This is a genomic window from Exiguobacterium sp. s146 (assembly GCF_018618415.1).
Taxonomy (GTDB): domain Bacteria; phylum Bacillota; class Bacilli; order Exiguobacteriales; family Exiguobacteriaceae; genus Exiguobacterium.
Window position 1 is genome coordinate 265,966 of record NZ_JACSMA010000001.1, and the last position, 23,228, is coordinate 289,193.

Here is a 23,228-nt window from a genome sequence, read left to right on the forward strand (position 1 = left end):
ACTAATGAAAGTGACGAATGTGTACTTATCGTACATGAATTCGTCATTTTTGAATAGCAGAACCGTTTGAAAATGCCCCTGAAACTTATTTGACCTGTGGAAAGAAGGCCCGATATGAAGCGTTGGATTGAACAACGAATTAGCCGGCAAGTGCTCACCGTATTCTACGTGTTAATCGCTTTAATCACGTTGACGTCACTTGGCACATACTTTTATACCCAGCAAGCAATCCGCGAAACAACTGTCGAACTCGAACGCATCAGTGAGCAGCGGGCCCGGGCGACTGACTTGTTCGAAACGTGGCAATCGATGCAGTACGAGATGCGCGGTCACGTCCTGCTTGGGGAGGACGCATTGCTCGCGGAAGTGAAGCGGGCGCAAGCGCGAATCGATGATCAGACGAGCTGGTTCGAACAGAATGCCGCATCGAAAGCCGAGACGACGTTCGCCGAAGACGCGCGTTTGTTGTTCAGCATCTACACGACGCGTGTCATGCCTGGCCTCGAGCGTTATGTCGTCGCCAAAGCGAACGGGGAGATCGATGAACCGTTCTTACAGATGGCCACCGTAGGCCAACTCATGCCGAAGAATGCGACCTCGACCCAGACCCGATTCAAACTGAATACGAAAAGTGCGGCCGATATGAGCGCGAGCATCGTCGACATGGAATCGGTGTTCACCGATTACCGAGCGGACCTCGATTTCCAAGAGACGAGTCTTCGAGAACAGCTGTCAGAGCAGCTCGCCAAAGCCCAGTGGATGTGGCTCCTCATCTTGCTCGGCGCGTTGTTCATCCTCTTTGTCAGCCTGCAACCGTACATCGTGCGCTTGACGAATCAACTGCAGTCACTAATCACAAACAGTGAGCGGCTCGCCGTCGATCCACATGCGACACTCATTCCGATTGAGCCGATGAAAAACGAGGTCGGACAATTATCGCAGTCGTTCATGGTCATGTCATCGTCACTAATTCATCAGCATGACGAACTTGAGAAAGAACGTGAGAAGACGGCGCGGATGATTCACACAATGCGGGACGCGATTGTCTTCGTCGAACTCGAGACGAACCACCGCTTCGGAAACGAGGCGTTGTTCGAATTGTATGACCAACCGTTCCCGTTCGGCGACCGTCAGAGCCTATATCCGATCGACGCGTTCTACGAGCCGTTCATGGAACAGATCGATGACCAGGACGGCCTCAATCGGTTCACGCATCGGGCCAAGAAGTGCGGAATCTTCGATGAGACGTTTACGTATTCGATGCAAGGGGGAAGACGTATCATACGGATGTACGCCGAACCGATTGAACTGCAGGACGAACGTTTCGGCGTGATGTTTGTGTCGCGGGACATTACGAAAGAGATTGAGATTGACCGCTTGAAGACGGAACTCGTCGCGACGGTCTCTCACGAACTTCGGACCCCGCTCACATCCATTCTTGGCTTTACCGAACTCCTTGAACATCGACACGTCGACGAAGAGAAGCGCAAACGCTACTTGAGCATGATTCATAGCGAGACGACCCGGCTCGAGCGGCTCGTCAGCAATTTACTCGACGTGCAGAAAATGGAGGCCGGTAAAGGTCAGCAAGACTTTAAAGTCGAGAGTTTGTTCGAAATGTTGTCCGATATTCTTGAGATTCATGCCGGTTCGACCGAGTTGCATGCGTTCCATTTCGATTGCGATGAAACGATTCGTGTTTCCGGTGACCCGGCGCAACTGCGTCAAGTGTTCTCGAATATCTTGAATAACGCCATTAAATACTCGCCCGACGGCGGTAATATTTCTGTCGACGTCTCGTGTGATGACGATGTCATCCGGATCGCCATCGAAGACGAAGGCATGGGTGTGGCGCCCGCAGATGCCGAACGACTGTTTGAGAAGTTCTACCGTGTCCAAAACGAGCAGAGTCGCAATATTGGAGGCACCGGCCTTGGACTTGCAATCTGTAAGGAGATCATCGAATCGCACGGCGGAACGATCAGCGTCCGTTCTGAACTTGGGAACGGCACGACCATGACGGTCGAACTCCCGATTGTCGCTTGACGAAAATCACTTCATCGCGAAGTGGTTTTTTTAGTTTTTTTCGAAAAACGGTAAACGAAACGTTCGTTTGGTACGATATAGAAAGTGAAGACTTTGAACGACGAAAGGAAGACGAACCATGCTACGCGGATTATATACGGCGGCGGGCGCGATGAACGCGCTCCAACGTCAACAAGAGATTTTGAGCAATAACCTCGGCAACGTCCGGACACCCGGATTCAAGGCATCGAACGGCGTCGTCCGCTCGTTCCCGGAAATGTTGCTCGCCCAAGTGAGCCACTCGGGGAATTCGGGCTCACGCGTCCAAGGCGAGGTCGGCACGTTGTCGACGGGCGTGTATTTGCAAGAGACGATGCCGCGTTTCTCGACGGGCAGCATCTCGGAGACGGGCAGCCCGACCGACGTATATATGAAAGTACCGGCTGACGCGACGGGGGCGGCCATGTTCGCCGTCGAGCAGAACGGCGAGACGCTCTATACGACGAACGGACGCTTCGCGGTCGATGAGGAGCGCTTCTTGCGCTCAGCGGACGGCGGCTACATTCTCTCGGATGTCGGCGCACGGATTCAATTGCCGTCAAGTGAGTTCACATTGTCTGGGGACGGCCAAATCACGTCGCTCGGTCAAAACGTGGCGACGCTCGGTACCGCCCAAATCGATGACTTGGCGACACTCGAGCAAGTCGGGAACGATTATCGGGTCAATGGAGACGCCCCGCCTGCTGCGAACGTTCAGTTCCAGCAAGGGTTTATTGAAGAGGCGAACGTCGACCTCGACCGGACAATGGCCGATTTGATGACGACGTACCGTCAGTTCGAGGCGAACCAAAAAGTCGTCCAAGCGTATGACAAGAGTGCCGAGCGGGCCATTGAAATCGCTCGGATTCGTTAAGGAGGAAGCTTATGCAATCGATTTATAACTCGGTCTCGTCGCTCACACAGCTGCAACGCCAACTCGATGTGACCGGTCACAATATCGCCAACGTCGACACGGCCGGCTATAAACGGGAACAGACCCATTTCGCCTCGCTCTTGTCGCAGGCGTACGACAATCAACCGCGCGCCGAGCTCGAAGTCGGACGCGACACGCCGAACGGGATTCGCATCGGCGTCGGCGGCCATGTCGCCGACATTAGCCAACAGTTCAATATCGGCCAAATCCGCAAGACCGACCGTGGCCTCGACGTGTTCTTGAAAGCGAGCCGCCAGTTCTTTGCCGTCGAGACGGAAAACGGTGTCGGCTTGACACGGAGCGGGAACATGCAGCTCTCAGTCGGCGACACGACGACACTCGTCGACGTGAACGGCAACGCGCTCCTCGGTGCGGACGGCAACCCGATTGTCATGCCGAACGAGGCGACGGCGCATCGCGTCCGTCAAGACGGCATGGTCGTCGCCAGCGTGAACGGGGTCGAGCAAGAGTTCGGCCGCCTCGACATCGTCGAGGTGCGTAACACGTCGGCACTCCGTCCGCTCGGCGACAACGTCTATGCGGCTGACTTAGGGGCGGACGTCGACCGTCCGCTCGGCAATCTGTTGATCGAAGGCACGCTTGAATCGTCAAATGTCGATTTGACGAAAGAGATGACCGATATGACAATCACGCAACGCGCGTATCAGATGAACTCACGGGCGTTGTCGATGAGCGATCAGATGATGGGACTCGTCACGTCACTCCGATAATCATGGACCGTTCTTCTTCGGAAGGGCGGTTTTTGCGTTACACTGAATAAGAGGAGGGATGGACATGCGGATCGTTGTGGCAATGGATTCATTCAAAGGATCGCTCACGAGCGTGGAGGCAAATCGGGTGGTGCGCGAGGCGCTCGCTGGGCATGACGTCATTGAGGTGCCGATCTCAGACGGCGGGGAAGGTTTTTTGGACGCATGGCTTTTGACGCACCCGCAAGTCGAGGTTGTCACGCAAGACATCATGTCTCTCGACGGGACGGTGCGACGGGCTCGGTATGGCTGGTCAGAGCTGGCGCGCGAGGCGGTCGTCGAAGTCGCCGAGGCGTCCGGGCTCACCTTGACCGACGTGCTCGACCCGTGGCGCTATAGCTCCTACGGGACCGGGATACAGATTAGGCATGCGCTCGAGCGCGGCGCGCAACGCATTACGGTCGGACTCGGAGGGAGCGCGACAATCGATGGGGGCAAAGGACTGCTTGAAGCGCTCGGCGTCCGCTTCTTCGATGAAAAAGGACGCGTCCTCGATTCGTTCCCGCATCAGCTCGAGCGCGTCGCTCGCATCGATTGGTCCGGCCTCATACCAGAAGCGCATGACATCGAGTGGCGCATCGCTTCGGACGTGACGAATCCATTGCTCGGACCTAATGGCGCCGCGGCCGTATTCGGTCCGCAGAAAGGATTACCGCAAGCTGACGTGGCCCGTTATGATGAACAGCTCGCCGCGTATGCCCGTTGTTTCGAACACGACCTGATGAGGCTGCCGGGGGCGGGCGCAGCGGGCGGGATCGGTTTTGCGCTCTATCAGCTCGGAGCGACGTACGTGAGCGGAATCGAGGAAGCCGTAAGGTGGTCGAACCTAGAGAAGGCGTTACGGACGACCGATTGGCTCATCACAGGGGAAGGTCGGTTCGATGACCAGTCGCTTCACGGGAAAGCACCGTACGGGTTGGCCCGTCTCGCGCATACACATGGCGTGCCGACGCTCGTCTTCGCTGGACAGACGGACTTGGTGGCGCTCCCGGACGTCGGCATCGAGGCTGTGTTCCCGATTGTTTCCCGGGTGATGTCGCTCGAGGAAGCGATGCAACAAGCCGCGCCGCTGTTGACGGCTACCGTCAGCCGAGCGTTCCGTTTAATCGACAAAGACGCCTGAACCGAAAGGGGGTTCAGGCGTCTTTTGGTCATGGGCGTTCTTTCAACAGGTCGCGAATTTCGGAGAGGAGCTGTTCTTCACGAGACAGTTCCGGTTCCGGCGTCTCTTCGACCGCTTTTTCGCGTTTCAGACGGTTCAACACTTTGACCATCATGAACAAGGCGAAGGCGATGAGGAAGAACTTGACGACTTCTTGTAAGAAGTTGCCGTACATCACCTTCACACCGAGCACCGACACCGCGAGCGCCGAGAAGTCGATGCCACCGATGAGGATGCCGAGGAACGGCATGAAGATGTCATTGACGAGTGACGTGACGATGGCCGTGAAGGCGGCACCGAGGATAAAGGCGACGGCGAGGTCGATCACATTGCCTTTGATTGCAAACTCTTTGAACTCTTTCCACATAAAATAATACCTCCTAAACGATGAATACTCTTATGGTAGCACAGGATGAACGGAGGCAGACAGTATTTTTCACAGAAGCATCGCTCGTGCCCTAGGCCGGGCGCTTGTTCGACCGATGGTAGATACGTTACACTTATATAGAACTCATGCAATTGTTTTATTACCAGGTACTAATATGTTATGATTAATTCAGCTGAAAGGATGTATGGACGTGGCGAACGAAGAACAGAACGGCTCGGAACAGACCGAGTCTAAAGAGCGGACGGAGCGGAAGCGATTATCGAACCATCGACGTTTCCCGATCTTGTTACGCGTCATCGTTGTCCTGCTGTTGGCTTTCGTGATGCTTGCGATTGGGGCCATCATCGGGTACAGCGTAATTGGCGGAGGCGAGTGGAAGGACGTGTTCAACATCGACACGTGGCGCCATATCACCGATTTTTGGCTAACATCATAAGGGTGGTGGAACCATGTACACGATTGAACAGATTAAAGAAGTGATCCCGCATCGGTATCCGTTCTTGCTCATCGACCGAATTCTTGAGGTCGAAGAAGGCAAGCGGGCCGTTGGATTAAAGAATGTGACGGCAAATGAGGAGTTCTTCAACGGACATTTCCCGGACTATAACGTCATGCCTGGCGTTTTGATCGTCGAGGCGCTCGCACAAGTCGGCGCGTTCGCGATGCTCAAGCAAGAGTCGAACCGCGGCAAGCTCGCGTTCTTCGCAGGCATCGATAAATGTCGCTTCAAACGTCAAGTCGTCCCGGGCGATCAATTGCGCCTCGAGGTCGAAATCTTGAAAGTGCGTGGACCAATCGGTAAAGGACGCGCCGTAGCGACAGTCGACGGAGAAGTTGCTTGTGAAGCGGAACTCACTTTCGCCTTGAAGTGAGGAGAGGACGAGATGCGCGTATTGGTGATTGCCTTGATTCTCGGATTAGCGACCATCGTCGGTTGCCAACAAGTGCAAGATGACCCGGCTGAAGAGAACGTCGTATTCGAACAGGACGTCGATGATGCGATGATTGACAAGCGGGCCGGTCAATCGGAATCGATTGCCGTCTCGCTCGAGCGGACGAACAGCTCGACGATGCTGTACACGATTCGGATGCTCGAAGACCGTCGTCTCGATCCGACGACGATCATCAGTTACGAAGTCGACGGCACGCGCGTCCCGATTCCGTTCGGTGAACTCGTCGCAGAACGCGAAGGGGACGTGCGGACGTACGTCTATCAAGCGGATTTGAACCCCGATCTATTCGTCACCGAGACGCTGCCGCTCTTCCATATCGGAGAAGAAGGCGAGGCCGAGGTGTCGATCCCGCTCGAGGTTGTGAATTCGACAAATGAATGAACAGACGGATGATTTTGTCGAAAATCATCCGTTTTTTTTGTGCAGTTTTTTTGGAAATCGTCCGATACATACAATAAGGACGATTGGAGGGAACCACATGAAAAGAAATCAACCACAGTCACTGCAGACGCGAATTTTGACGATGATGTTGGCGTTCATCACGCTACTCATCGTCATGTTCGGCGTGTTGCAGTACGTCAGTACGAAGCATACGGTGCAGAGCTCGATGCAAGCCGTCCTGTTGGCGGACGGAGCGCGCATCAGCGAGGCGATTGATGCAGAGGCATATGCGGCCTTCATGCAAAATCCGACGAAGGATGAACGGTTCGAGCAGTTTCGGGAACAGCTCGACACGTATCGGACGCAAATCGGGGCGATGTACGTCTATACGCTCGCAGCCGACGGGGAAGAGCTTCAAATCATCGTTGACGGTATGAGCGCGAGCGATGCGGTCGAGATCGGCACACCGACGACAGCGACGTCGTTCGAGGATGCCAAACCGGCGTTTGAAGGTGAGACCGTCACAACACCGATTGTCGAGGACCCGGAATATGGGGACTATATGACGGTGCTCGTGCCGATTAAACGAGGCGGGGACGTGATTGGTGTCCTCGGCATCGATAAAGGAGCGAGCGATGTCGCCGCGGTGACGGAAGACGTGCTGCAAGAGAGCTTGCCGCCGATTTTGATTGGACTCGTCATCTTGCTCGGTCTTGCCTCGGTGCTCATTTGGCGCTATCTCGGTTGGAAACTCCGACCGCTCCGTGAACTTGAGCGGGTCGCGACGCATATCGCGAGCGGCGACTTGGCGACGGCAGCCAAGGAGATGGATCACATCCAGTTGAAGGCGAATGACGAGATCAAGCGGTTGACCGCCTCGATGGACCAGATGACGAAGATGCTCCGGGACTTGATTTCCGGATTACAGGCGTCCGCTCAGACCGTGCGCGATGAGAGCGGCAACGTGGCGAGCATCTCGGAAGAAGTGAACGACGCCTCGCGTCAAATCGCCTACACGATGGAAGAAATCGCGGGCGGCGTCGAGAACCAGAGCGTGCTCACGATGAAACTGTACGGGCATATGAACGAGTTTTCGGGACTCGTCGACCAGACGGCACACGACGGCAACGGCGTGAGCGAACAGGCGGAAGTCGTCAGCCGGGTGACAGCCGAAGGACTCCTCCTCATGGAGGATGCCGTCGGCAAGATGACGAACATCCACCTGCAAGTGCGCGAGTCGCAAGGCCAGGTGAAAGATTTCGAGCAACAAGCGGACGAAGTGACCGCGCTCGTCACGATGATTCGTCAAATCTCGGAACAGACGAATTTGCTCGCCTTGAACGCGGCCATCGAGGCGGCCCGAGCTGGCGAGCACGGGAAAGGCTTCGCCGTCGTCGCTTCCGAGATTCGAAAGTTGTCGGACAGTGTCGCCCATTCGGTCAGTGAGATCTCTGAGATTGTCGGTAGTGTCAAACGCAATTCGATTGCGCTCGGTGAGACGTTCACGGACAGCATGGATGCCGCCGAGGACGGCAAGCGGACACTCGAAGCGACAAAGCGTGCGTTTAACGAGATTGAGCAGAGTGTGCGGGAGATGCAGCGCCTGACGAACTCGATGCAAGGACAACTCGGACGCGTCAAAACGAACCAGGAAGACATTAAGCGCGGTTTGTCGGATATCGCGTCCATCTCGGAAGAGAGTACGGCCGGGAACGAGGAAGTGGCCGCCTCGACCGAACAGATGTCGGCGACGAGCGAGACGATGAACCGACTCGTCAAAGACTTGTCGCATACGGCCGAGGACATGCAACGCATGAGCCGACAGTTCAAGTTGTGAGCAGTCTCAAGTCAGACAGACCTTCGTTGCGTCCGTTATACTAGGCGCAAGGGAGGTTTTTTCATGCAACGTGTCTCTAGTGAACTCACACAATTCCGCGGCAGTCATTACGATTTTGGCCGTTTCCAAGGCAAATACATCAAGCGCAGCAAACTGCTCGAGAACCGGACCGACCAGTGGAAGCTCCGCGTCCCGCGCTTTGAGATTGACGAGCGCGAGGCGAAGCAGGCGTTCGACCGGTTCGCCCCGAAGATTTGGGAGGAACTGCTCGGTCTGCAGGACGAACTCGAGTTGACGCTCGCCGATACGCTCCTTCACTTCGGTCATTTCCGGGTCAATAACCCGGTCAGCGGCTGTTCGATTTTGACGGGGGACAACTTCCTCGTCCGCAACTATGACTATCACCCGATGACGTACGATGGACGCTATAACGTGTTCCAGCCAGATGAGGGTTACGCCGTTATCGGTCCCGTCTCACGTGTCACCGGCCGGATGGACGGGATGAACGAGAAAGGGCTCGCCATGGGTTATAACTTCATCAACCGCCGACGGCCCGGGGACGGTTTCGTCTGTCAGATGATTGGCCGAATGATTCTCGAGACGTGCGCCACGGTCGAGGAGGCGGTCGATTTGCTTCAAGAGATTCCGCACCGCGGCTCGTTCACGTATGTCGTCCACGACAAGTCGTCGAAGACGCGTGTCATCGAAGCGACACCGCGCGACATTCGCGTCCGCGAGTCGAATATCTGTACGAACCATTTCGAATTGCTACAACACGAGAACCGTTACCATCTTGATGATTCAACACGCCGGATGATGGAAATCAAGATGTATCAACATATCGTCCAGGACGCCGAGAGTGCATTCCGGCTCATGAACGACTCGGACAAAGGCGTCTTCTCGGAGCTGTACAAGAGCTGGGCCGGCACAATCCATACGGCCGCCTATTTCCCGGAGACGCTCGAGACGTGGTTCGCCCTCGGCGGCGACCGCGACCCGGTCATCTTCGATTTTCAGGAGTGGCTCGACGGCAAGGATTTCGATTTACATGCCCTCGATGGGGAAATTGCGACCGACATCGAGTTCGCGAACACGGTCCAACTGTGGCGCTAACACAAACAAGCAGCGGCTCATGAAGAGTCGCTGCTTGTTTCGTTGAATCGGATCACATGACTTGTAGTCGAGGTATCGTATGGGATGAAGCTAAGCGATTCATAGAACTGTGCCCCTTGTGTCGTATATGTCCGGAGAACGACGGTGAGGAAGGTCCGTTTCGCTTCGAGCAACAATGCGTTCGCGAGACGTCTCCCGATGCCTTGTCTACGATGAGCCGGCGAAATATAAAATCGTCTCAACCGCCCGACCGGATGTCCAGGAGAATATGGATCTTGATTCAATCCTCCGATGCCGACTAGATGGCCAGAGGCGTCAAACACTCCGAGTAGACACTCGCCGGGTTGATTGAACCGGTTGCGTCCGTCGTGAAAGTCATCCACCAACCGGTCGAGCATGCGAAAGCCTTCTTGACGACTGGCGACAAGCAAGTCGGTCAAATCGACATAGTTGAGGTCAAAAATGTGTCGAATCGAATAGGGGGTCATGGTCTCATCTCCATTCGCGTGTCGGGCGGTACAGTTTTCTGTAAAACCGGGAATACTCATAGCAGGAGGGATTCATATGAAACGAATCGGATTATTGGCCATCATGCTCAGTTTGATACTCGTCCTCGGCGGCTGTGTGCCGGGCGACGGCACGTACACGACCGACCCGGCCGGCTTCTTTTGGGGGATTTGGCACGGTTGGATCGCACCGGTGTCACTTATCTTAGGCTTATTCAATGACACGTATCGCGTCTATGAGGTGAACAACACCGGTTGGTTCTATGATTTGGGCTTCTATATCGCCATCATCAGCGGGTTCGGTGGGATTGCCGTGACACGGAAGAGCCGGGGATGATTTTAAACTGGCTTCCGTCCTGTCACCGCGACCGTATGATAATCGCGCGAGTCAGGTCCGCGGCGTTCATGGACATCAATGAACCCGAGCGCAGAAGCGGCGGGGATGAACTGTTCGCGCACGATTGCCGCGATCCCGTCCCAGTTCACGTCACCTTTCCCGTCACAGTACGTGATGACGAATGACCCGCCTGGTTTGAGGACACGTTCGATATCGGCAAGCACCGCGGGCACGTCTTCCCAAAAGTAGAGCGTGTGGATGCTGAAGACGCGGTCGAACTGTTCGTCTTGGAACGGAATCTTCCCGATGTTTCCTTCGACGACATCAGCCCGCTGTTCCCGGACGGCCGCACGGTTTCGTCGGAGCGCCGAGCGGACGATAGTCGCGGAACGGTCGAGCCCGGTCACATGTACCGTGTCATCCTTCTGAAGCAGCCGAGCCAGTGCGTCGCCGGCGCCGCATCCGAGGTCAAGGATGCGGTCGTTTGGTTGAATCTGAAGTTGCTCAATCGTCCAATCGACCTCGACGCGATGTTGGCGGACCATCTTCTCGCCGATGTAAGTCCCGACGATGCCGCGCGGGTTCTCGTATTGACTGTCAATCCATGTTTGCAGACGTTTCGGGCGCATCAAACCATTCCTTTCTGTTCGGACCAGATGTAAATTGAGTGTAGCATAACCATTTTAGGAGGGGAGTTGAATCGATGCGTTCCTTTTGGATTTTCGGCAATCAGTTGTCGCACGAGCTCGAGCTATTCAGACACATCGAGGAGGATGACGTCATTGTGATGATCGAGGCGACATCCCGGGCGATGTGGCGCAAATATCATAAACAAAAGCTCGTCCTCATCTTCTCGGCGATGCGTCACTTCGCCGACGAGTTGCGCGACAAAGGCTACACGGTCGATTATCACGAGGCAGATTCGTTCCAAGACGCGTGGGACGACCACTTCACACGATATGAACCGAACGAGATTCATTACACCGCCGTCACCGACGCCGCGATGGAGAAGAAGTTGCAACAGTTCGGGAAAAAGCATAAGCTTGTCGAACATTCGGACGTCCCACTCTTCTACTTAACGAAACAGGAGGCCGTCGACACGATTGGTGACGTGCCGTGGCGGATGGACCGGTTTTATCGTCAGATGCGGAAACGGTTCGAGGTGTTGCTCGAGGATGGGAAACCGCGTGGTGGGAAATGGTCGTTCGATGCGGACAACCGCCAGCCGCCGAAAGACGGGCTGACGTTTCCGGCACCGATTCACTTCCGACCGGACGCGATCACAAAAGACATCATTGAAAAAGTAGAACGAGATTTCGCCGACCATCCTGGAGACATCACGCCATTCGTCTGGCCGGTGACGCGCAGTGAGGCGCGCCGGGCACTGAAACGGTTCATCAAGGAGCGGCTCGAGACGTTCGGTCCGTATCAAGACGCGATGCTGACAGACAATCAGGACATGTCGCATAGCCTGTTATCGTCTTCAATCAACATCGGACTGCTGACTCCGGATGAAGTCGTCCAGGCAGCGGTGGAGTCGGACGCGCCACTCGCCTCGGTCGAAGGGTTCGTCCGTCAAATCCTCGGCTGGCGAGAGTATATGCGCGCCGTCTACATGGCCTCGATGCCGGGATATGAGTCGGTCAACACGTTCAAGCATGAGCGCGACTTGCCACACTATTTTTGGGACGCCGAGACGGACATGAACTGCATCCATCAGAGCGTGAAACCGGTCATCGAGAAGGCGCACAATCATCACATTCAACGGCTCATGGTGCTCGGCAACTTCGCGACGCTGTTCGAGGTGTCGCCGCAACAGACGAGTGACTGGTTCAACGAGTTGTATATCGACGCTTATGACTGGGTCGTGCTACCGAACGTACTCGGGATGGCGCTCCATGCCGATGGCGGAAAATTGGCGACCAAGCCGTATGTCGCTTCGGGCAAGTATATCGACAAGATGAGCGACTACTGTAAAGGTTGCAAATATAACCCGAAACATACGACCGAAGAGGACGCGTGTCCGTTCAACGCCCTCTATTGGAATTTCATCGACAAGCACGAGGAGCGGTTCGCGAAGAACCAGCGCATGAAGATGATGGTTCGTAACTGGCAAGGGCGGGACGATGCCGTCAAAGCGGATATCTTGGCGAAGGCGAGACAAACACTCGACGACACCGACTCTTTATGAGTCGGTTTTTTACGTTGTCTTCACAAACTTTTGCATGCCCTTCACGACCGCTTTACATTCATTCGGTACAATATGACTTGTGAGACCCCTCATGCCAAGTGAATAGCAACCGGTAGAACATTCGAGAGACCAACAGAAGACCGTACGTCGATGACGTTCTGTTTCTGTTGGTCCTTTTTTCTAGGGAAGGATGATTCAAGTGAATGAAACGCTCCGCACGATCGGACAAGAGAAGATGATCGCCTCCATCAAATCACCGAAACAACTCGAGACATTCCTTCAGTCGGATGTGACGACGACGTTCCTCATGATGGGGACGCTCAGCACGCTCGACCGCTATGTCGCCCATTTGAAGCGGGAGAAGCGGACCGTGTTCTTGCACGCCGAACGGATCAACGGCATCAGCCTCGACCGGGACGGCATTGACTATTTGGCGAAACGTGTCGGTGCCGATGGCATCGTGACGACGAAGGCGTCTGTCATTCAACACGCCAAACGGGCCGGCCTGATGACGGTGCAGCGTCTGTTTCTCGTCGACTCGGACGCCATCTCGTCGGGCATCAAGATGGCGAAGGAGCAACAGCCGGACGCGCTCGAACTGATGCCGGGTCTGATTCCGAGCGTCATCGAACACGTTGCCGAACACATCTCGCTCCCAATCGTGACGGGTGGGATGATCCGGAAGCCGATTCACGTGCATGAAGCACTGTCCCACGGGGCGTTCGCCGTCTCGACCGGAGACGAGCGGCTCTGGGCGTCTCAAGGAATGAAGGAGGATGTCATATGAAATCGATTCAACTACAGAACATCAAAAAAGCATACGACGAGACAGAAGTCATCCGCGGGATTGACGTGACCATCGAGGCCGGTGAATTCTTCGCCCTCGTCGGACCGTCGGGCTGCGGCAAGAGCACGATGTTGCGAATGATTGCCGGGCTTGAGTCAATCACGAGCGGGACGCTCCGCATCGACGGTGTCGCCGCGAACGACTTGAAACCGAGCGAACGGCAACTGTCGATGGTGTTCCAAAACTATGCGCTCTATCCGCATATGACCGTCGAGAAGAACATCACGTTCGGCTTACATACGAAAGGATTGACGAAGCTCGAGCAGCGCGAACGTTGCTTGGAAGCGGCTGAGACGCTCGGACTGACCGACTATTTGAAGCGGAAGCCACGCGAGCTCTCAGGCGGACAGCGACAACGGGTCGCCTTAGCGCGGGCCATCGTCACCGAGTCACCGATCTGCCTCATGGACGAGCCGCTCTCGAACTTGGACGCGAAGCTTCGGGCCAAGATGCGCTCGGAGATCCGGCAGCTGCAACGCAAGCTCAAGCTGACGATGATTTACGTCACCCACGACCAAGTCGAGGCGATGACGATGGCCGATCGGATGATGCTGCTGAACGATGGCGAGGTCCAGCAAGTCGGCCAACCGCTCGATTTGTACAATAAGCCGGCGAACACGTTCGTCGCCTCGTTCATCGGGTCACCGCCGATGAACCTCACACCGGTGCAACGGACGGACAATGGTTGGGTCGCCTCGGACGGACGCCTGTTCCATCCGAACACGCTGACGCGAGAAGATACGGCGACGCTCGGCATCCGGCCGGAACAGATCACACCGGCGAACGAGGATGTCACATTCTATGCTGAGCTGAAGAATATCGAGGTGCTCGGCACAGAGACTATTCTCGCTTTCGACATGGGCGGCGTCGAATGGCTCGCCAAATGGCCGGGGCAATGGCCGCTGTCGATTGGGGAGAAGATTGCCTGTTACGTCGACCCGAAACAGATGTCCTTGTTTGACACGGACGGGAATCGCATCGAGCCGCGACAACCGAAACTGTTCGAGGCATTGGAGGTGTTCCAATGACGGTCGCCTTACCGAGACAGCGCGTCCGGACCCGATTGTCGGACGCGGCGAGCGGACTGCTTTACTTATCCCCATCGATTGCGCTATTCGGCATCTTCCTCGTCTATCCGCTGTTCCGGACGATTTACTTGAGCTTCTTTCAAACGGACACACAAGGAACGCCACTTAGCTACGTCGGCGGCGAGCATTACGCCAAGCTGTTCACGAGCGCCTCGTTTTGGCAGAGCATTCAGGCGACGGTCGGCTTCGTTCTGTTGACCGTCCCGCTCACAATCATCATCGCGCTCGGTCTGGCGCTCCTCGCCAACGAGAAGCTGCGCGGCATTGGCATCTTCCGGACGGCATTCTCGGCGACGATGGGGATGAGCGTCGCGGCCTCATCGGTCATTTGGATGTTTATGTACAACCCGTCCATCGGCATCTTCAACCGTTTCTTGGAAGCGGTCGGAGCGAGTGAGGTGCAGTGGCTCCTCGACCCGCAGTACGCGCTCCTATCCGTGTCGCTCGCGACCGTCTGGATGAACATCGGCTTCACGTTCTTGATTCTTCTCGGCGGGCTGCAAAACATCGACCGGACGCTGTATGAGAGTGCGGACATCGCCGGGACGAATTACTGGACCCAGCTCCGGGCCATCACGATCCCAATGCTGTCGCCGACGCTATTCTTCGTCGGCATCATCTCGCTCATCAATGCGTTCCAGACATTTGGGCAAATCGACTTGCTGACGAAAGGCGGGCCGACGAACTCGACGAACGTCATCGTCTACGCCATCTATAAGGACGCGTTCATCAACTATAACGTCGGCGGGGCGAGCGCGCAGGCTGTGCTCTTGTTCCTCGCGGTGCTCCTGTTGACGTGGCTCCAGTTCAAGCTCGTCGAAAGGAAGGTGCATTACCAATGACGCTCCGGAAAATCATCACGTATGCGCTTCTCATCTTGAGTGCGGTCGTCATGCTGTTCCCGATTGCCTATGCCTTCTCAATCAGCCTGATGGATGGGAGCGAGGTGTTGAAAGGGAAGCTCATCCCGCGTGACGTCACGTTCGACAACTATATTGCCGCGTTCGAGCGCATCCCGCTCCTGACGTACTTATGGAACAGTCTCGTCGTCGCGCTTCTCGTCATGGTCGGTCAGGTCGTCTTGTCGAGCCTCGCCGCCTTCGCGTTCGTCTTCATCGACTTCAAAGGAAAAGGGCTCATCTTCATGCTCTTCCTCGCGACGATGATGGTGCCGTGGGAAGCGACGATGGTACCGAACTTTTTGACGATTCAGTCGCTCGGCTGGCTCAACTCGGTGTGGGGGCTGTCGGTGCCGTTCTTCGCGCTCGCGTTCGGGACGTTTTTGCTCCGGCAACAGTTCAAGACGATTCCGTACGAGATGTACGAGGCGTCGCAAATCGCCGGCATCAGCCGCTTCCGCTTCTTTTGGAACGTCGTCTTGCCGGTATCGAAGACGCCGCTCGTCACGTTGTCGGTATATAGCTTTTTGACGACATGGAACATGTACTTATGGCCGCTCCTCGTCACGAACACGGAGCAGGCGCGGACGGTGCAGATCGGGATTAAACAGATGCAGTCGAACGAGGTCGCCTCGGATTGGGGCGTCGTCATGGCGGCGGTCATCCTGATTATCATCCCGACGCTACTACTGTTATTCGCAGGACAAAAGCAGTTACAAGAAGGTCTGACGCAAGGTGCAATCAAATAATAGGGGGAAACGTTCATGAAAAAGACAGCATTATTCGCAGGGTTGGCCAGTTCGGTGTTATTGCTCGGGGCATGTGGCAGTCAAGAGGCGGAAGAGGCCGCGGCGACCACGACGACGGATGGGAAGACGGAAGTCATCTTCTGGCACGCGATGAGCGGGGACTTGGAGACGGCGCTTAATGATCAAGTCGACGCCTTCAACGAGTCGCAAGAAGAGTATGAAGTGAAGCCGGTGTTCCAAGGCACGTATGAAGAGGCGCTCACGAAGTTCAACGCCGTCGCAGGGTCACCGGACGCACCGGCCATCATGCAGACGTTCGAGGTCGGCACGAAGTATATGATCGACTCGAACAAAATCACGCCGGTCCAAGAGTTCATCGATAAAGAGGACTTCGATACGAGCGTTTGGGAAGAGAACATCTTGAGCTATTACCAAGTCGACGGCAAGCAGTACTCGATGCCATTCAACTCGTCGACGCCGGTGCTCATCTACAACAAGGACGCGTTCGAGAAAGCGGGCCTCGACCCGGAAAAGGCGCCGCGGACATATGACGAGTTGAAGCAAGCGGCGAAGGCGCTGACGACCGATGGCCAGACCGGCTTCACGATGCTCAACTATGGCTGGTTCTTCGAACAGCTCGTCGCCGCGCAAGGCGGGTTATATGTCGACAACGACAACGGCCGTAGCGGGGCACCGACGAAAGCCGTCTTCGATGGGGCAGAAGGGCAGAATGCCTTCAACTTGATTAAAGAGATGTACGACGACAAGACATTCATGAACGTCGGTCAAAACTGGGATGACATGCGCGCCGCCTTCCAATCAGGGAAAGTCGCGATGTATCTCGACTCATCGGCCGGGATTCGTACCGTAGCGGACAACGCCGATTTCGAGGTCGGGGCGTCGTACTTGCCGGTCCCGAACGAAGCCGATCGTGAAGGTGTCATCATCGGTGGGGCCTCGCTCTGGATGGGTGACGGCATCGCCGACGAGACGAAGCAAGGCGCGTGGGAGTTCATGAAGTATGCGGCCTCGAAAGAAGCACAGGCCAAATGGCACGTCGACACCGGCTACTTCGCAATCAACCCGGACGCGTATGACGAGCCGGTCGTTAAAGAGATGTGGGCCGAGTACCCGCAACTGAAAGTGACGGTCGACCAATTGAGTGAGACGAAAGCGTCACCGGCGACACAAGGCGCGCTCATCTCGACGTTCCCGCAGTCACGCCAGAGCGTCGTCAATGCGATGGAGAGCCTGTATCAAGGTGTCTCGGTCGAAGAGGCGTTGAAGCGCGCAGCTGACGAGACGACTTCCACCTTGGGGCAATGACATGTTGATTTACGCCCATCGCGGCTATAGCGCCAAATATCCAGAGAACACGATTAGCGCGTTCGAGGCGGCGCTCCCACACGTCGACGGCATTGAACTCGACGTCCAATTGACGCGCGACGGCCGCCTCGTCGTCATCCATGACGAGACGGTCGACCGGACGACGAACGGGAGCGGTTATGTGAAGGACATGACACTCCGGCAGCTCCGCTTGCTCCGGACGGAGAGCGGGGAACGCATCCCGACGCTCGAGGAAGTGCTGCTTCTGATTGAAAAATCCGACGTCACGCTCAACATCGAGTTGAAGACGGATCAATTTGACTATGATGGCATTGAATATCTCGCCTGGCTCGCCGTTACCGAGTTCAAGCTAGAAGAGCGCGTCGTTTTCTCCTCGTTCAATCTGGACACGCTCGTCCGGTTGCGGGACGTCGCCCGAGACGCGAGAATCGCCGTCTTGACCGGCGACGGTCATCCGCAACTGATGGAGCTCGTCGAACGGGTGGGGGCCGAGGCGGTCCATGCCCAGCCCGAGTTCGTCGGGACGGCAGATGCGAAGACGATCCGGGATCAAAATCGCTTGCTCCGTCTGTATACAATCAATGACCCGCATGAGCTGCCGGACATGACCGGTATCGACGCCATCATGACGGATGAGGTCGAGTTATTTCAACGTATCAACTGAACGAACCCCTTGAGAGACGTCTCTCAAGGGGTTCGTTTCTGTTCTTCTTTCTTCGGTGCATCACTAAAAGCGAAATACAACCCGACGCCAATCGCGAGCCCAATCAAATAGTTGTCGAGGGCGATGGCCAGCGAGACGCCGATGGCGAGGGCGAGCGGAAAGGCGCTGCTACCCGTCGTCTGTTTGTTGGACATGGAGACTGCCTCCTTTCTCCACTTTCTACGGGTGTCACCGCAAAAAGTTTCACGCTTTCTTCTTCGTCCCTTGGAACGCGAAGAACATCGCGATACCGATGCCGAGCCCGAGCCACCAGTTATCGAACAACAGCCCGAAAATGAGGATAAAGGCGACGGCGACCGGAAGTGCCAAAAAGCCGCGTTGACGTTTCATCGGAATCCATCCTTTCTGACTTTCTCACTTTGACTGTTCCCGCTTTGCAGGTCGTTCATGCCGTACAAAAAAAGACTGGCGTATGGCCAGTCGCTTAGTCAGTCATTTCCTGTTCGGTGAGCAGCGTCGTGCTCGTCGTACTATGCGCGTACAAATAGATGGAAAACGTCGTCCCTTCCCCGTACACCGAGTCAGCGTGGATGCCCCAGCCATGCGCTTCGGCAATCCGTTTGCAAATGCGGAGGCCGAGACCTGTCCCTTTGATCGGGCGGTGCGCATCGGAATTGACGCGGTAATATTCGTCGAACACGTAGGGGATGGCGTCGCTCGGGATGCCGATGCCGGTATCACGGACTGATAACACATTCGTGTCACCCTCGCTTCCGACCTCGACTGTGACAGTCCCGCCTTCCGGCGAGTACTTGATGGCGTTCCCAATCAAGTTATGGAGCAACTGGAGCAGTTTCTCCTGGTCCGCCTCGATGGAGACGTCAGAAGCCGACAAGACGACGTCGTGGTTCGGGGAAGTCGCCTGATAGTGGGCGACGAGATCTTCGAGCACCGGTGTTAATTTGAACGTCGACAGCGTCAAGATGTCCTCGGAGTAGTTGACGCGCTGATAGTCGAGGAAGTTGTCGACGAGCCGTTCGAGCCGTTCGGCCTCGCGTTTGACAAGCGTCAACATCCCGTGCGTCTTGTCGTCGTCGTGATGTTGATACATGAGCAGCTCGGCGTAGCCGTTGATGGCCGTGAGCGGGGAGCGGAACTCGTGCGACAGTTCGGCGAGGAAGGCGTCCTTTTGCTCCTCGAACCGGACGGCGTCGGTGATATCTCGCCACATGAGAAAGGCACCGCGCGGCGTATGCGTAAAGTTGACGATGACTTGCATCGTCCGTTCACCGATGCGGAGTGATTTCGCCTCCATGCTCGGGCAACAGCCGTACCGATTCGTCATGAGCTCGTCCCAAAACACGGTCACGTCGGTCATGTCCGCGCCGTTCCGCTCAAACGCATGATAAAAGAACCGGGTCATGTCTTCCGAACGCGAGAAACGCTGGCTGACCATCGACGGACAGATGGCACGAAGCTCATCGTTCGTATACAGATGGTTCCGGGTGAAGTCGATGTAACAGACCGCATCCTGAGCCTCTTCGACGATCGAGTGAATCGGTAACGTATGAGGAACGTGAAGCCGATGCATTCGCTTGGCCGTCGAACGACCATGGTACCGACGAGCCGGATAGAATGACTTGCGCTTCATAAGAACAACCTCCCTTCCTAATAGAGCTATATATAAACAAAAGTAGTATTCGACATACTCTTTTATTATACGCCATTTGGCAATGAATCCCCATCCCCCCGATAGACCTAGCTAGGAATGGACCGCAACCGGGATAATCGGTCAAAATACGCACATTTCTAGGAAAAAACACCTTCCTCGTGGGTTAGAGGAAGGTGTTAGCATTAGAACAACGTGTATGGGTTGACGCTATTGGCAGCCGTCGAGCTGCTGTAGACGTATTTATCTTTATGGATTTCGAAGTGGAGGTGGCTTCCGTACGAGTTGCCGGTGTTGCCGACCGTACCGATTCTCCCACCCTTGGCGATTTTCTGTCCTTTGACGACGTTCAAGCGGTCCAAGTGAGCGTAGACGGTCGTGTAGGCTTGACCGTCAACGGTATGTGTGACCATGACGTGGTTGCCGTAGGCACCATAGTTACGGGCGACGATGACTTGACCGTACGCGGCGGATTGGACGGTCGTGCCTTTCGCGGCCGCCAAATCGATGCCGTTATGGAACGTATAGCCGTATTTGCCGCTCGCCGGGCCATAGCCTTGTGTCAGCGTGCCTTTCGTCGGAATCAAGAATTTGCCGGCTGTCGCCGTTTGTAGGGATGTGCTGCTATATTTTTTGACATATGTACTCGAGACGTATTTGGTGCTGCCGTTATAATTGATTTTTGTCCATGATCCGGTCGCGCCGAGATACGTGAACGTTTGGCCGAGTTTGGCACTGCCGACTTTTTGATAAGACGTCGATGGGCCGCTCCGCACGTTCAAGACGTTCGTCGTGACTTTGACTTTATACGATGTAGCTGCCTCTACCGGTGTCGAAGCGGGAATGGCCAAGCCGGAAACAAGAAGAGCGCCTAATGTGATCGTCATCAGTTGTTTTTTCATGATATGGTAAATCCTTTCAATTATGTAACAATGCGACAGAACAATGATAATTACCTTACAAAAAAATTTTACCATCAAAAAATAGATCCTAATATGTCATTTATATTTCAAAAAAGTATAATCGCTATGAAAACGAGGATGTGTTGTTGAAAGTCTAGTTATATCAACGAAAATAAGATGTTCAACGTTTTGCTGGTAAACGAATATATGCCTAAAATTCAAAAAAAATCCGATTTATCGCTGTTTAGCTTTTGAAAAACAGGGAAATATAAATTGTTTTGGAGAAAATCAAAAACCTTAAGAAAATCAGGTTTTCCTTACCACACCTCGTCTCAACAAAAAGGAAAAACCGAGGCATCGGCCTCGGTCTAGCCTGTCTGCTTATAAGGAGAAGGTTGCATATTACCGTTTCAATCAAGGTGTCGACAGTTCTTCTTCGGTGACCCATTTATGGTTCGTCACTTCTTCCCCGGATTCTAACGAGAAATCGACCATATAGACGGTCGTCTCTTCGACGGAATCGATGGTAGCGGTCGTGCCACCCATCCCGCTCATATGCTCGGCGTTGACTTCGACCTCGTCATCGACCTCATACGGGGCATCCTGTGCACCTTCAATCTCTTCATGGATAATCCATTTATGGTCTTTGACGCGCTCGCCGCCGTGCATCGGATCGTACGAGATACTGTAGGCGACCGTGTCGTAGGCGCCGACAATCGTCGCTTCCGCGCCTTCCATTCCTGGCATGTGAGCTTCCGTAATGACGGCTTTGTCCCCGACCGCGAACGTCGGGTTCTCTGCTGACTTCAAGCCTTCCGGGACATCACCCGAACCGGACATATCCATCCCAGAATGGTCGTTCCCGTCCATCGTCTCTTCCATCTGATTGTCCATGTTCGTGTCGTTATTCGCTGTATCGTCTTCACCGCAAGCGACGAGCAATCCGCTCAGTGAGAGCGCCATTGTCATCATGCCAAGTTTCTTATTCCATCTCATTCATATTCCCTCCAAACAAAATATCGTTAGTTGACTCGTAATTGGCCCATCATCCCGTTTTCTTCATGTTCGAGGATGTGGCAGTGGTACATGAACGTCCTGGTCTCTCGAAACGTCATTTCAATCTTCACTTTTTCGCCCGGGGCGACGGCGACCGTATCTTTCCAGCCACGTTCGTTGTCAGGCGGCGGATTGCCGTCCCGTTCCAGGATACGGAATTGGACGCCATGGACGTGGAACGGGTGGGTCATCCCGCCCATCATGTCCTCCCGGTTATAGATCTCCCACACCTCGGTCGACCCTTGCCGAACGTTGATATCGATGCGATCGGGATCGAATTGTTTGCCGTCGATCGTCACCATATTGCCCATCCCGAACAACGTGAGCCGGCGAGCGGTCTCGCTCGATTTGTGAGCGACAGGGGCCTCCGTGAAAGCATCGGTCCAGTCGCCATCTTGCTCGGTGAGGTCGCGCACCGTGAACGTCGTGAACGGAATCCCGTCCGCTTGAAGGGCAAGGCGGTATCCGGTCGCCATGCCTGAGAAGTCGATGATGATCTCGGCGCGCTCGCTAGGTGAGAGCGTCAACGTCTTAAGCGAAACCGGTTGGTCGAGCATACCGCCGTCGGTCGCGATTTGCGTGAGCGCCTCTCCGTTCGATAAGGAGAAGTCGAGATTTCGCGCGTTGGAACCGTTGACGAGGCGGACGCGCAACGTATTCGTCGTCACGTCGAACGTCGTATCGATCGCCCCGTTCGCGAGGAGCGTATCCCCGACCGTCCCGTCGACGTTCATCTGGCGGTCGTAGTCGAGCCGTCCGTCATCCGTGAAGAGGCGGTCTTGGACGATGAGCGGGATGTCATCGACACCGTACTCATTCGGCAACTCGTTCTCCGTTTCGTCCGTCACGTACAACAGTCCGGCCAGGCCAAGATAGACTTGTTCGGCCGTCGCGCCCATCGGATGCGGGTGGAACCAGAGCGTGCCCGGTTCTTGGTCGACATCGAGACGGACTTGTCTTTGTTCGCCCGGTTCGATCGCTTGGTGGGGTCCACCGTCCTCGGCTGCCGGAATGACGAGACCGTGCCAATGGAACGAGGTCGGTTCATCCAACTGATTGATCGTATTAATATAGACGGTCTTTCCAGTCGGCAATTCAATCATCGGCCCTAATAAATTCCCGTTATAGCCAAGCGTCTCCGCGCTGACACCTTGATCGAAGAATCGATGCTCGCCACGTTCGGTGCGAATCGTATAATAGAGCGCCTCGTCCGTGACGCGGTCGGGTTGTAGCCGTTCCGGGATGGGGAGGGGGTGGCTCGGTTCGTTCGACGAGACGAGCTCGACGATGCCTCCGCGTCCCATCCCGATGACCCATTTCATCGTGTGGTTCATATGGCATCATCCTTTCGCATAAAACGTGAGCCTATTC

26 protein-coding genes are annotated in these 23,228 nt (G+C 55.3%); 17 read left to right on the plus strand and 9 right to left on the minus strand.

Annotated elements, in window-relative coordinates; genetic code table 11:
• Positions 1-114: 114 nt before the first annotated feature.
• From KNP83_RS01515 to KNP83_RS01530, 4 genes are all read left to right on the plus strand, one after another.
• Positions 115-2,046 (plus strand): sensor histidine kinase, encoded by a 1,932-nt coding sequence (locus tag KNP83_RS01515; RefSeq protein WP_214759627.1) that lies wholly within the window; start codon positions 115-117, stop codon positions 2,044-2,046.
• Positions 2,047-2,164: 118 nt separating this feature from the next.
• Positions 2,165-2,938, plus strand: a complete 774-nt coding sequence (locus KNP83_RS01520; RefSeq protein ID WP_214759630.1) for a flagellar hook-basal body protein — start codon at positions 2,165-2,167, stop codon at positions 2,936-2,938.
• Positions 2,939-2,949: 11 nt separating this feature from the next.
• On the plus strand, positions 2,950-3,729 hold the full coding sequence (locus KNP83_RS01525) for a flagellar hook-basal body protein (RefSeq protein WP_214759638.1): 780 nt from the start codon (positions 2,950-2,952) through the stop codon (positions 3,727-3,729).
• Between the two features lie 64 nt (positions 3,730-3,793).
• Positions 3,794-4,891, plus strand: coding sequence for a glycerate kinase family protein (locus tag KNP83_RS01530; RefSeq protein ID WP_251139150.1), 1,098 nt, complete (start codon positions 3,794-3,796; stop codon positions 4,889-4,891).
• A 28-nt stretch (positions 4,892-4,919) separates the two neighbouring features.
• Here the strand turns inward: KNP83_RS01530 and mscL are convergent, their stop codons facing one another.
• Entirely contained in the window at positions 4,920-5,297 is a 378-nt protein-coding gene (mscL, locus tag KNP83_RS01535) for a large-conductance mechanosensitive channel protein MscL (protein ID WP_214759640.1), read from the minus strand.
• A 205-nt stretch (positions 5,298-5,502) separates the two neighbouring features.
• Between mscL and KNP83_RS01540 the strand changes: the two genes are divergently transcribed.
• The 5 genes from KNP83_RS01540 (at position 5,503) to KNP83_RS01560 (ending at position 9,602) form a co-directional block, all read left to right on the plus strand.
• Positions 5,503-5,754 (plus strand): DNA-directed RNA polymerase subunit beta, encoded by a 252-nt coding sequence (locus tag KNP83_RS01540; RefSeq protein WP_029594701.1) that lies wholly within the window; start codon positions 5,503-5,505, stop codon positions 5,752-5,754.
• 13 nt (positions 5,755-5,767) lie between these two features.
• Positions 5,768-6,190 carry a 3-hydroxyacyl-ACP dehydratase FabZ gene (gene fabZ, locus KNP83_RS01545; protein ID WP_214759647.1) on the plus strand — a complete coding sequence of 141 codons (423 nt, stop codon included), beginning with the start codon at positions 5,768-5,770 and terminating at the stop codon, positions 6,188-6,190.
• Between the two features lie 12 nt (positions 6,191-6,202).
• Entirely contained in the window at positions 6,203-6,652 is a 450-nt protein-coding gene (locus KNP83_RS01550) for a hypothetical protein (RefSeq protein ID WP_214759651.1), read from the plus strand.
• A gap of 97 nt (positions 6,653-6,749) precedes the next feature.
• Positions 6,750-8,489, plus strand: a complete 1,740-nt coding sequence (locus KNP83_RS01555) for a methyl-accepting chemotaxis protein (protein ID WP_251139151.1) — start codon at positions 6,750-6,752, stop codon at positions 8,487-8,489.
• Between the two features lie 63 nt (positions 8,490-8,552).
• Positions 8,553-9,602 (plus strand): C45 family autoproteolytic acyltransferase/hydrolase, encoded by a 1,050-nt coding sequence (locus KNP83_RS01560; protein ID WP_214759658.1) that lies wholly within the window; start codon positions 8,553-8,555, stop codon positions 9,600-9,602.
• A gap of 17 nt (positions 9,603-9,619) precedes the next feature.
• On the opposite strand, the gene KNP83_RS01565 is transcribed toward KNP83_RS01560, so the two are convergent.
• Entirely contained in the window at positions 9,620-10,090 is a 471-nt protein-coding gene (locus tag KNP83_RS01565; RefSeq protein WP_214759660.1) for a GNAT family N-acetyltransferase, read from the minus strand.
• A 76-nt stretch (positions 10,091-10,166) separates the two neighbouring features.
• On the opposite strand from KNP83_RS01565, the gene KNP83_RS01570 reads away from it, so the two are divergent.
• Complete coding sequence (locus KNP83_RS01570; RefSeq protein ID WP_214759662.1) at positions 10,167-10,445, plus strand: hypothetical protein; 279 nt, start codon at positions 10,167-10,169, stop codon at positions 10,443-10,445.
• A gap of 2 nt (positions 10,446-10,447) precedes the next feature.
• Here KNP83_RS01570 and KNP83_RS01575 read toward each other — a convergent pair whose 3' ends face one another.
• Positions 10,448-11,074, minus strand: a complete 627-nt coding sequence (locus tag KNP83_RS01575; RefSeq protein WP_214759671.1) for a class I SAM-dependent methyltransferase — start codon at positions 11,072-11,074, stop codon at positions 10,448-10,450.
• A 74-nt stretch (positions 11,075-11,148) separates the two neighbouring features.
• On the opposite strand from KNP83_RS01575, the gene KNP83_RS01580 reads away from it, so the two are divergent.
• From KNP83_RS01580 to KNP83_RS01610, 7 genes are all read left to right on the plus strand, one after another.
• Entirely contained in the window at positions 11,149-12,636 is a 1,488-nt protein-coding gene (locus tag KNP83_RS01580; protein WP_214759673.1) for a cryptochrome/photolyase family protein, read from the plus strand.
• Positions 12,637-12,835: 199 nt separating this feature from the next.
• Positions 12,836-13,423, plus strand: coding sequence for a glycerol-3-phosphate responsive antiterminator (locus KNP83_RS01585; protein ID WP_483297892.1), 588 nt, complete (start codon positions 12,836-12,838; stop codon positions 13,421-13,423).
• Entirely contained in the window at positions 13,420-14,511 is a 1,092-nt protein-coding gene (locus KNP83_RS01590; RefSeq protein WP_214759678.1) for an ABC transporter ATP-binding protein, read from the plus strand. Before KNP83_RS01585 ends, KNP83_RS01590 begins: the two co-directional genes overlap by 4 nt.
• The gene (locus KNP83_RS01595) at positions 14,508-15,413 is read left to right on the plus strand and encodes a carbohydrate ABC transporter permease (protein ID WP_214759679.1); all 906 of its coding nucleotides are present in this window, start codon (positions 14,508-14,510) and stop codon (positions 15,411-15,413) included. Before KNP83_RS01590 ends, KNP83_RS01595 begins: the two co-directional genes overlap by 4 nt.
• The gene (locus KNP83_RS01600; protein WP_214759682.1) at positions 15,410-16,219 is read left to right on the plus strand and encodes a carbohydrate ABC transporter permease; all 810 of its coding nucleotides are present in this window, start codon (positions 15,410-15,412) and stop codon (positions 16,217-16,219) included. The genes KNP83_RS01595 and KNP83_RS01600 overlap by 4 nt, the downstream gene beginning before the upstream one ends.
• A gap of 15 nt (positions 16,220-16,234) precedes the next feature.
• Entirely contained in the window at positions 16,235-17,545 is a 1,311-nt protein-coding gene (locus KNP83_RS01605; protein WP_214759684.1) for an ABC transporter substrate-binding protein, read from the plus strand.
• A 1-nt stretch (position 17,546) separates the two neighbouring features.
• A complete protein-coding gene (locus tag KNP83_RS01610) occupies positions 17,547-18,230 on the plus strand; it encodes a glycerophosphodiester phosphodiesterase (RefSeq protein ID WP_214759691.1) in 684 nt (227 codons plus the stop codon).
• Between the two features lie 23 nt (positions 18,231-18,253).
• Here KNP83_RS01610 and KNP83_RS01615 read toward each other — a convergent pair whose 3' ends face one another.
• From KNP83_RS01615 to KNP83_RS01640, 6 genes are all read right to left on the minus strand, one after another.
• Positions 18,254-18,424 (minus strand): hypothetical protein, encoded by a 171-nt coding sequence (locus KNP83_RS01615; protein WP_214759693.1) that lies wholly within the window; start codon positions 18,422-18,424, stop codon positions 18,254-18,256.
• A 49-nt stretch (positions 18,425-18,473) separates the two neighbouring features.
• Positions 18,474-18,620 carry a hypothetical protein gene (locus KNP83_RS01620; protein WP_021066172.1) on the minus strand — a complete coding sequence of 49 codons (147 nt, stop codon included), beginning with the start codon at positions 18,618-18,620 and terminating at the stop codon, positions 18,474-18,476.
• A 94-nt stretch (positions 18,621-18,714) separates the two neighbouring features.
• The gene (locus KNP83_RS01625) at positions 18,715-19,881 is read right to left on the minus strand and encodes a sensor histidine kinase (RefSeq protein ID WP_251139152.1); all 1,167 of its coding nucleotides are present in this window, start codon (positions 19,879-19,881) and stop codon (positions 18,715-18,717) included.
• A gap of 203 nt (positions 19,882-20,084) precedes the next feature.
• Positions 20,085-20,801 (minus strand): peptidoglycan DD-metalloendopeptidase family protein, encoded by a 717-nt coding sequence (locus tag KNP83_RS01630; RefSeq protein ID WP_214759695.1) that lies wholly within the window; start codon positions 20,799-20,801, stop codon positions 20,085-20,087.
• A gap of 414 nt (positions 20,802-21,215) precedes the next feature.
• Positions 21,216-21,797: a YdhK family protein gene (locus KNP83_RS01635; protein WP_214759698.1), complete on the minus strand. Its 582-nt coding sequence runs from the start codon at positions 21,795-21,797 to the stop codon at positions 21,216-21,218.
• Between the two features lie 26 nt (positions 21,798-21,823).
• A complete protein-coding gene (locus KNP83_RS01640; protein WP_214759701.1) occupies positions 21,824-23,191 on the minus strand; it encodes a multicopper oxidase family protein in 1,368 nt (455 codons plus the stop codon).
• Positions 23,192-23,228 lie beyond the last annotated feature (37 nt).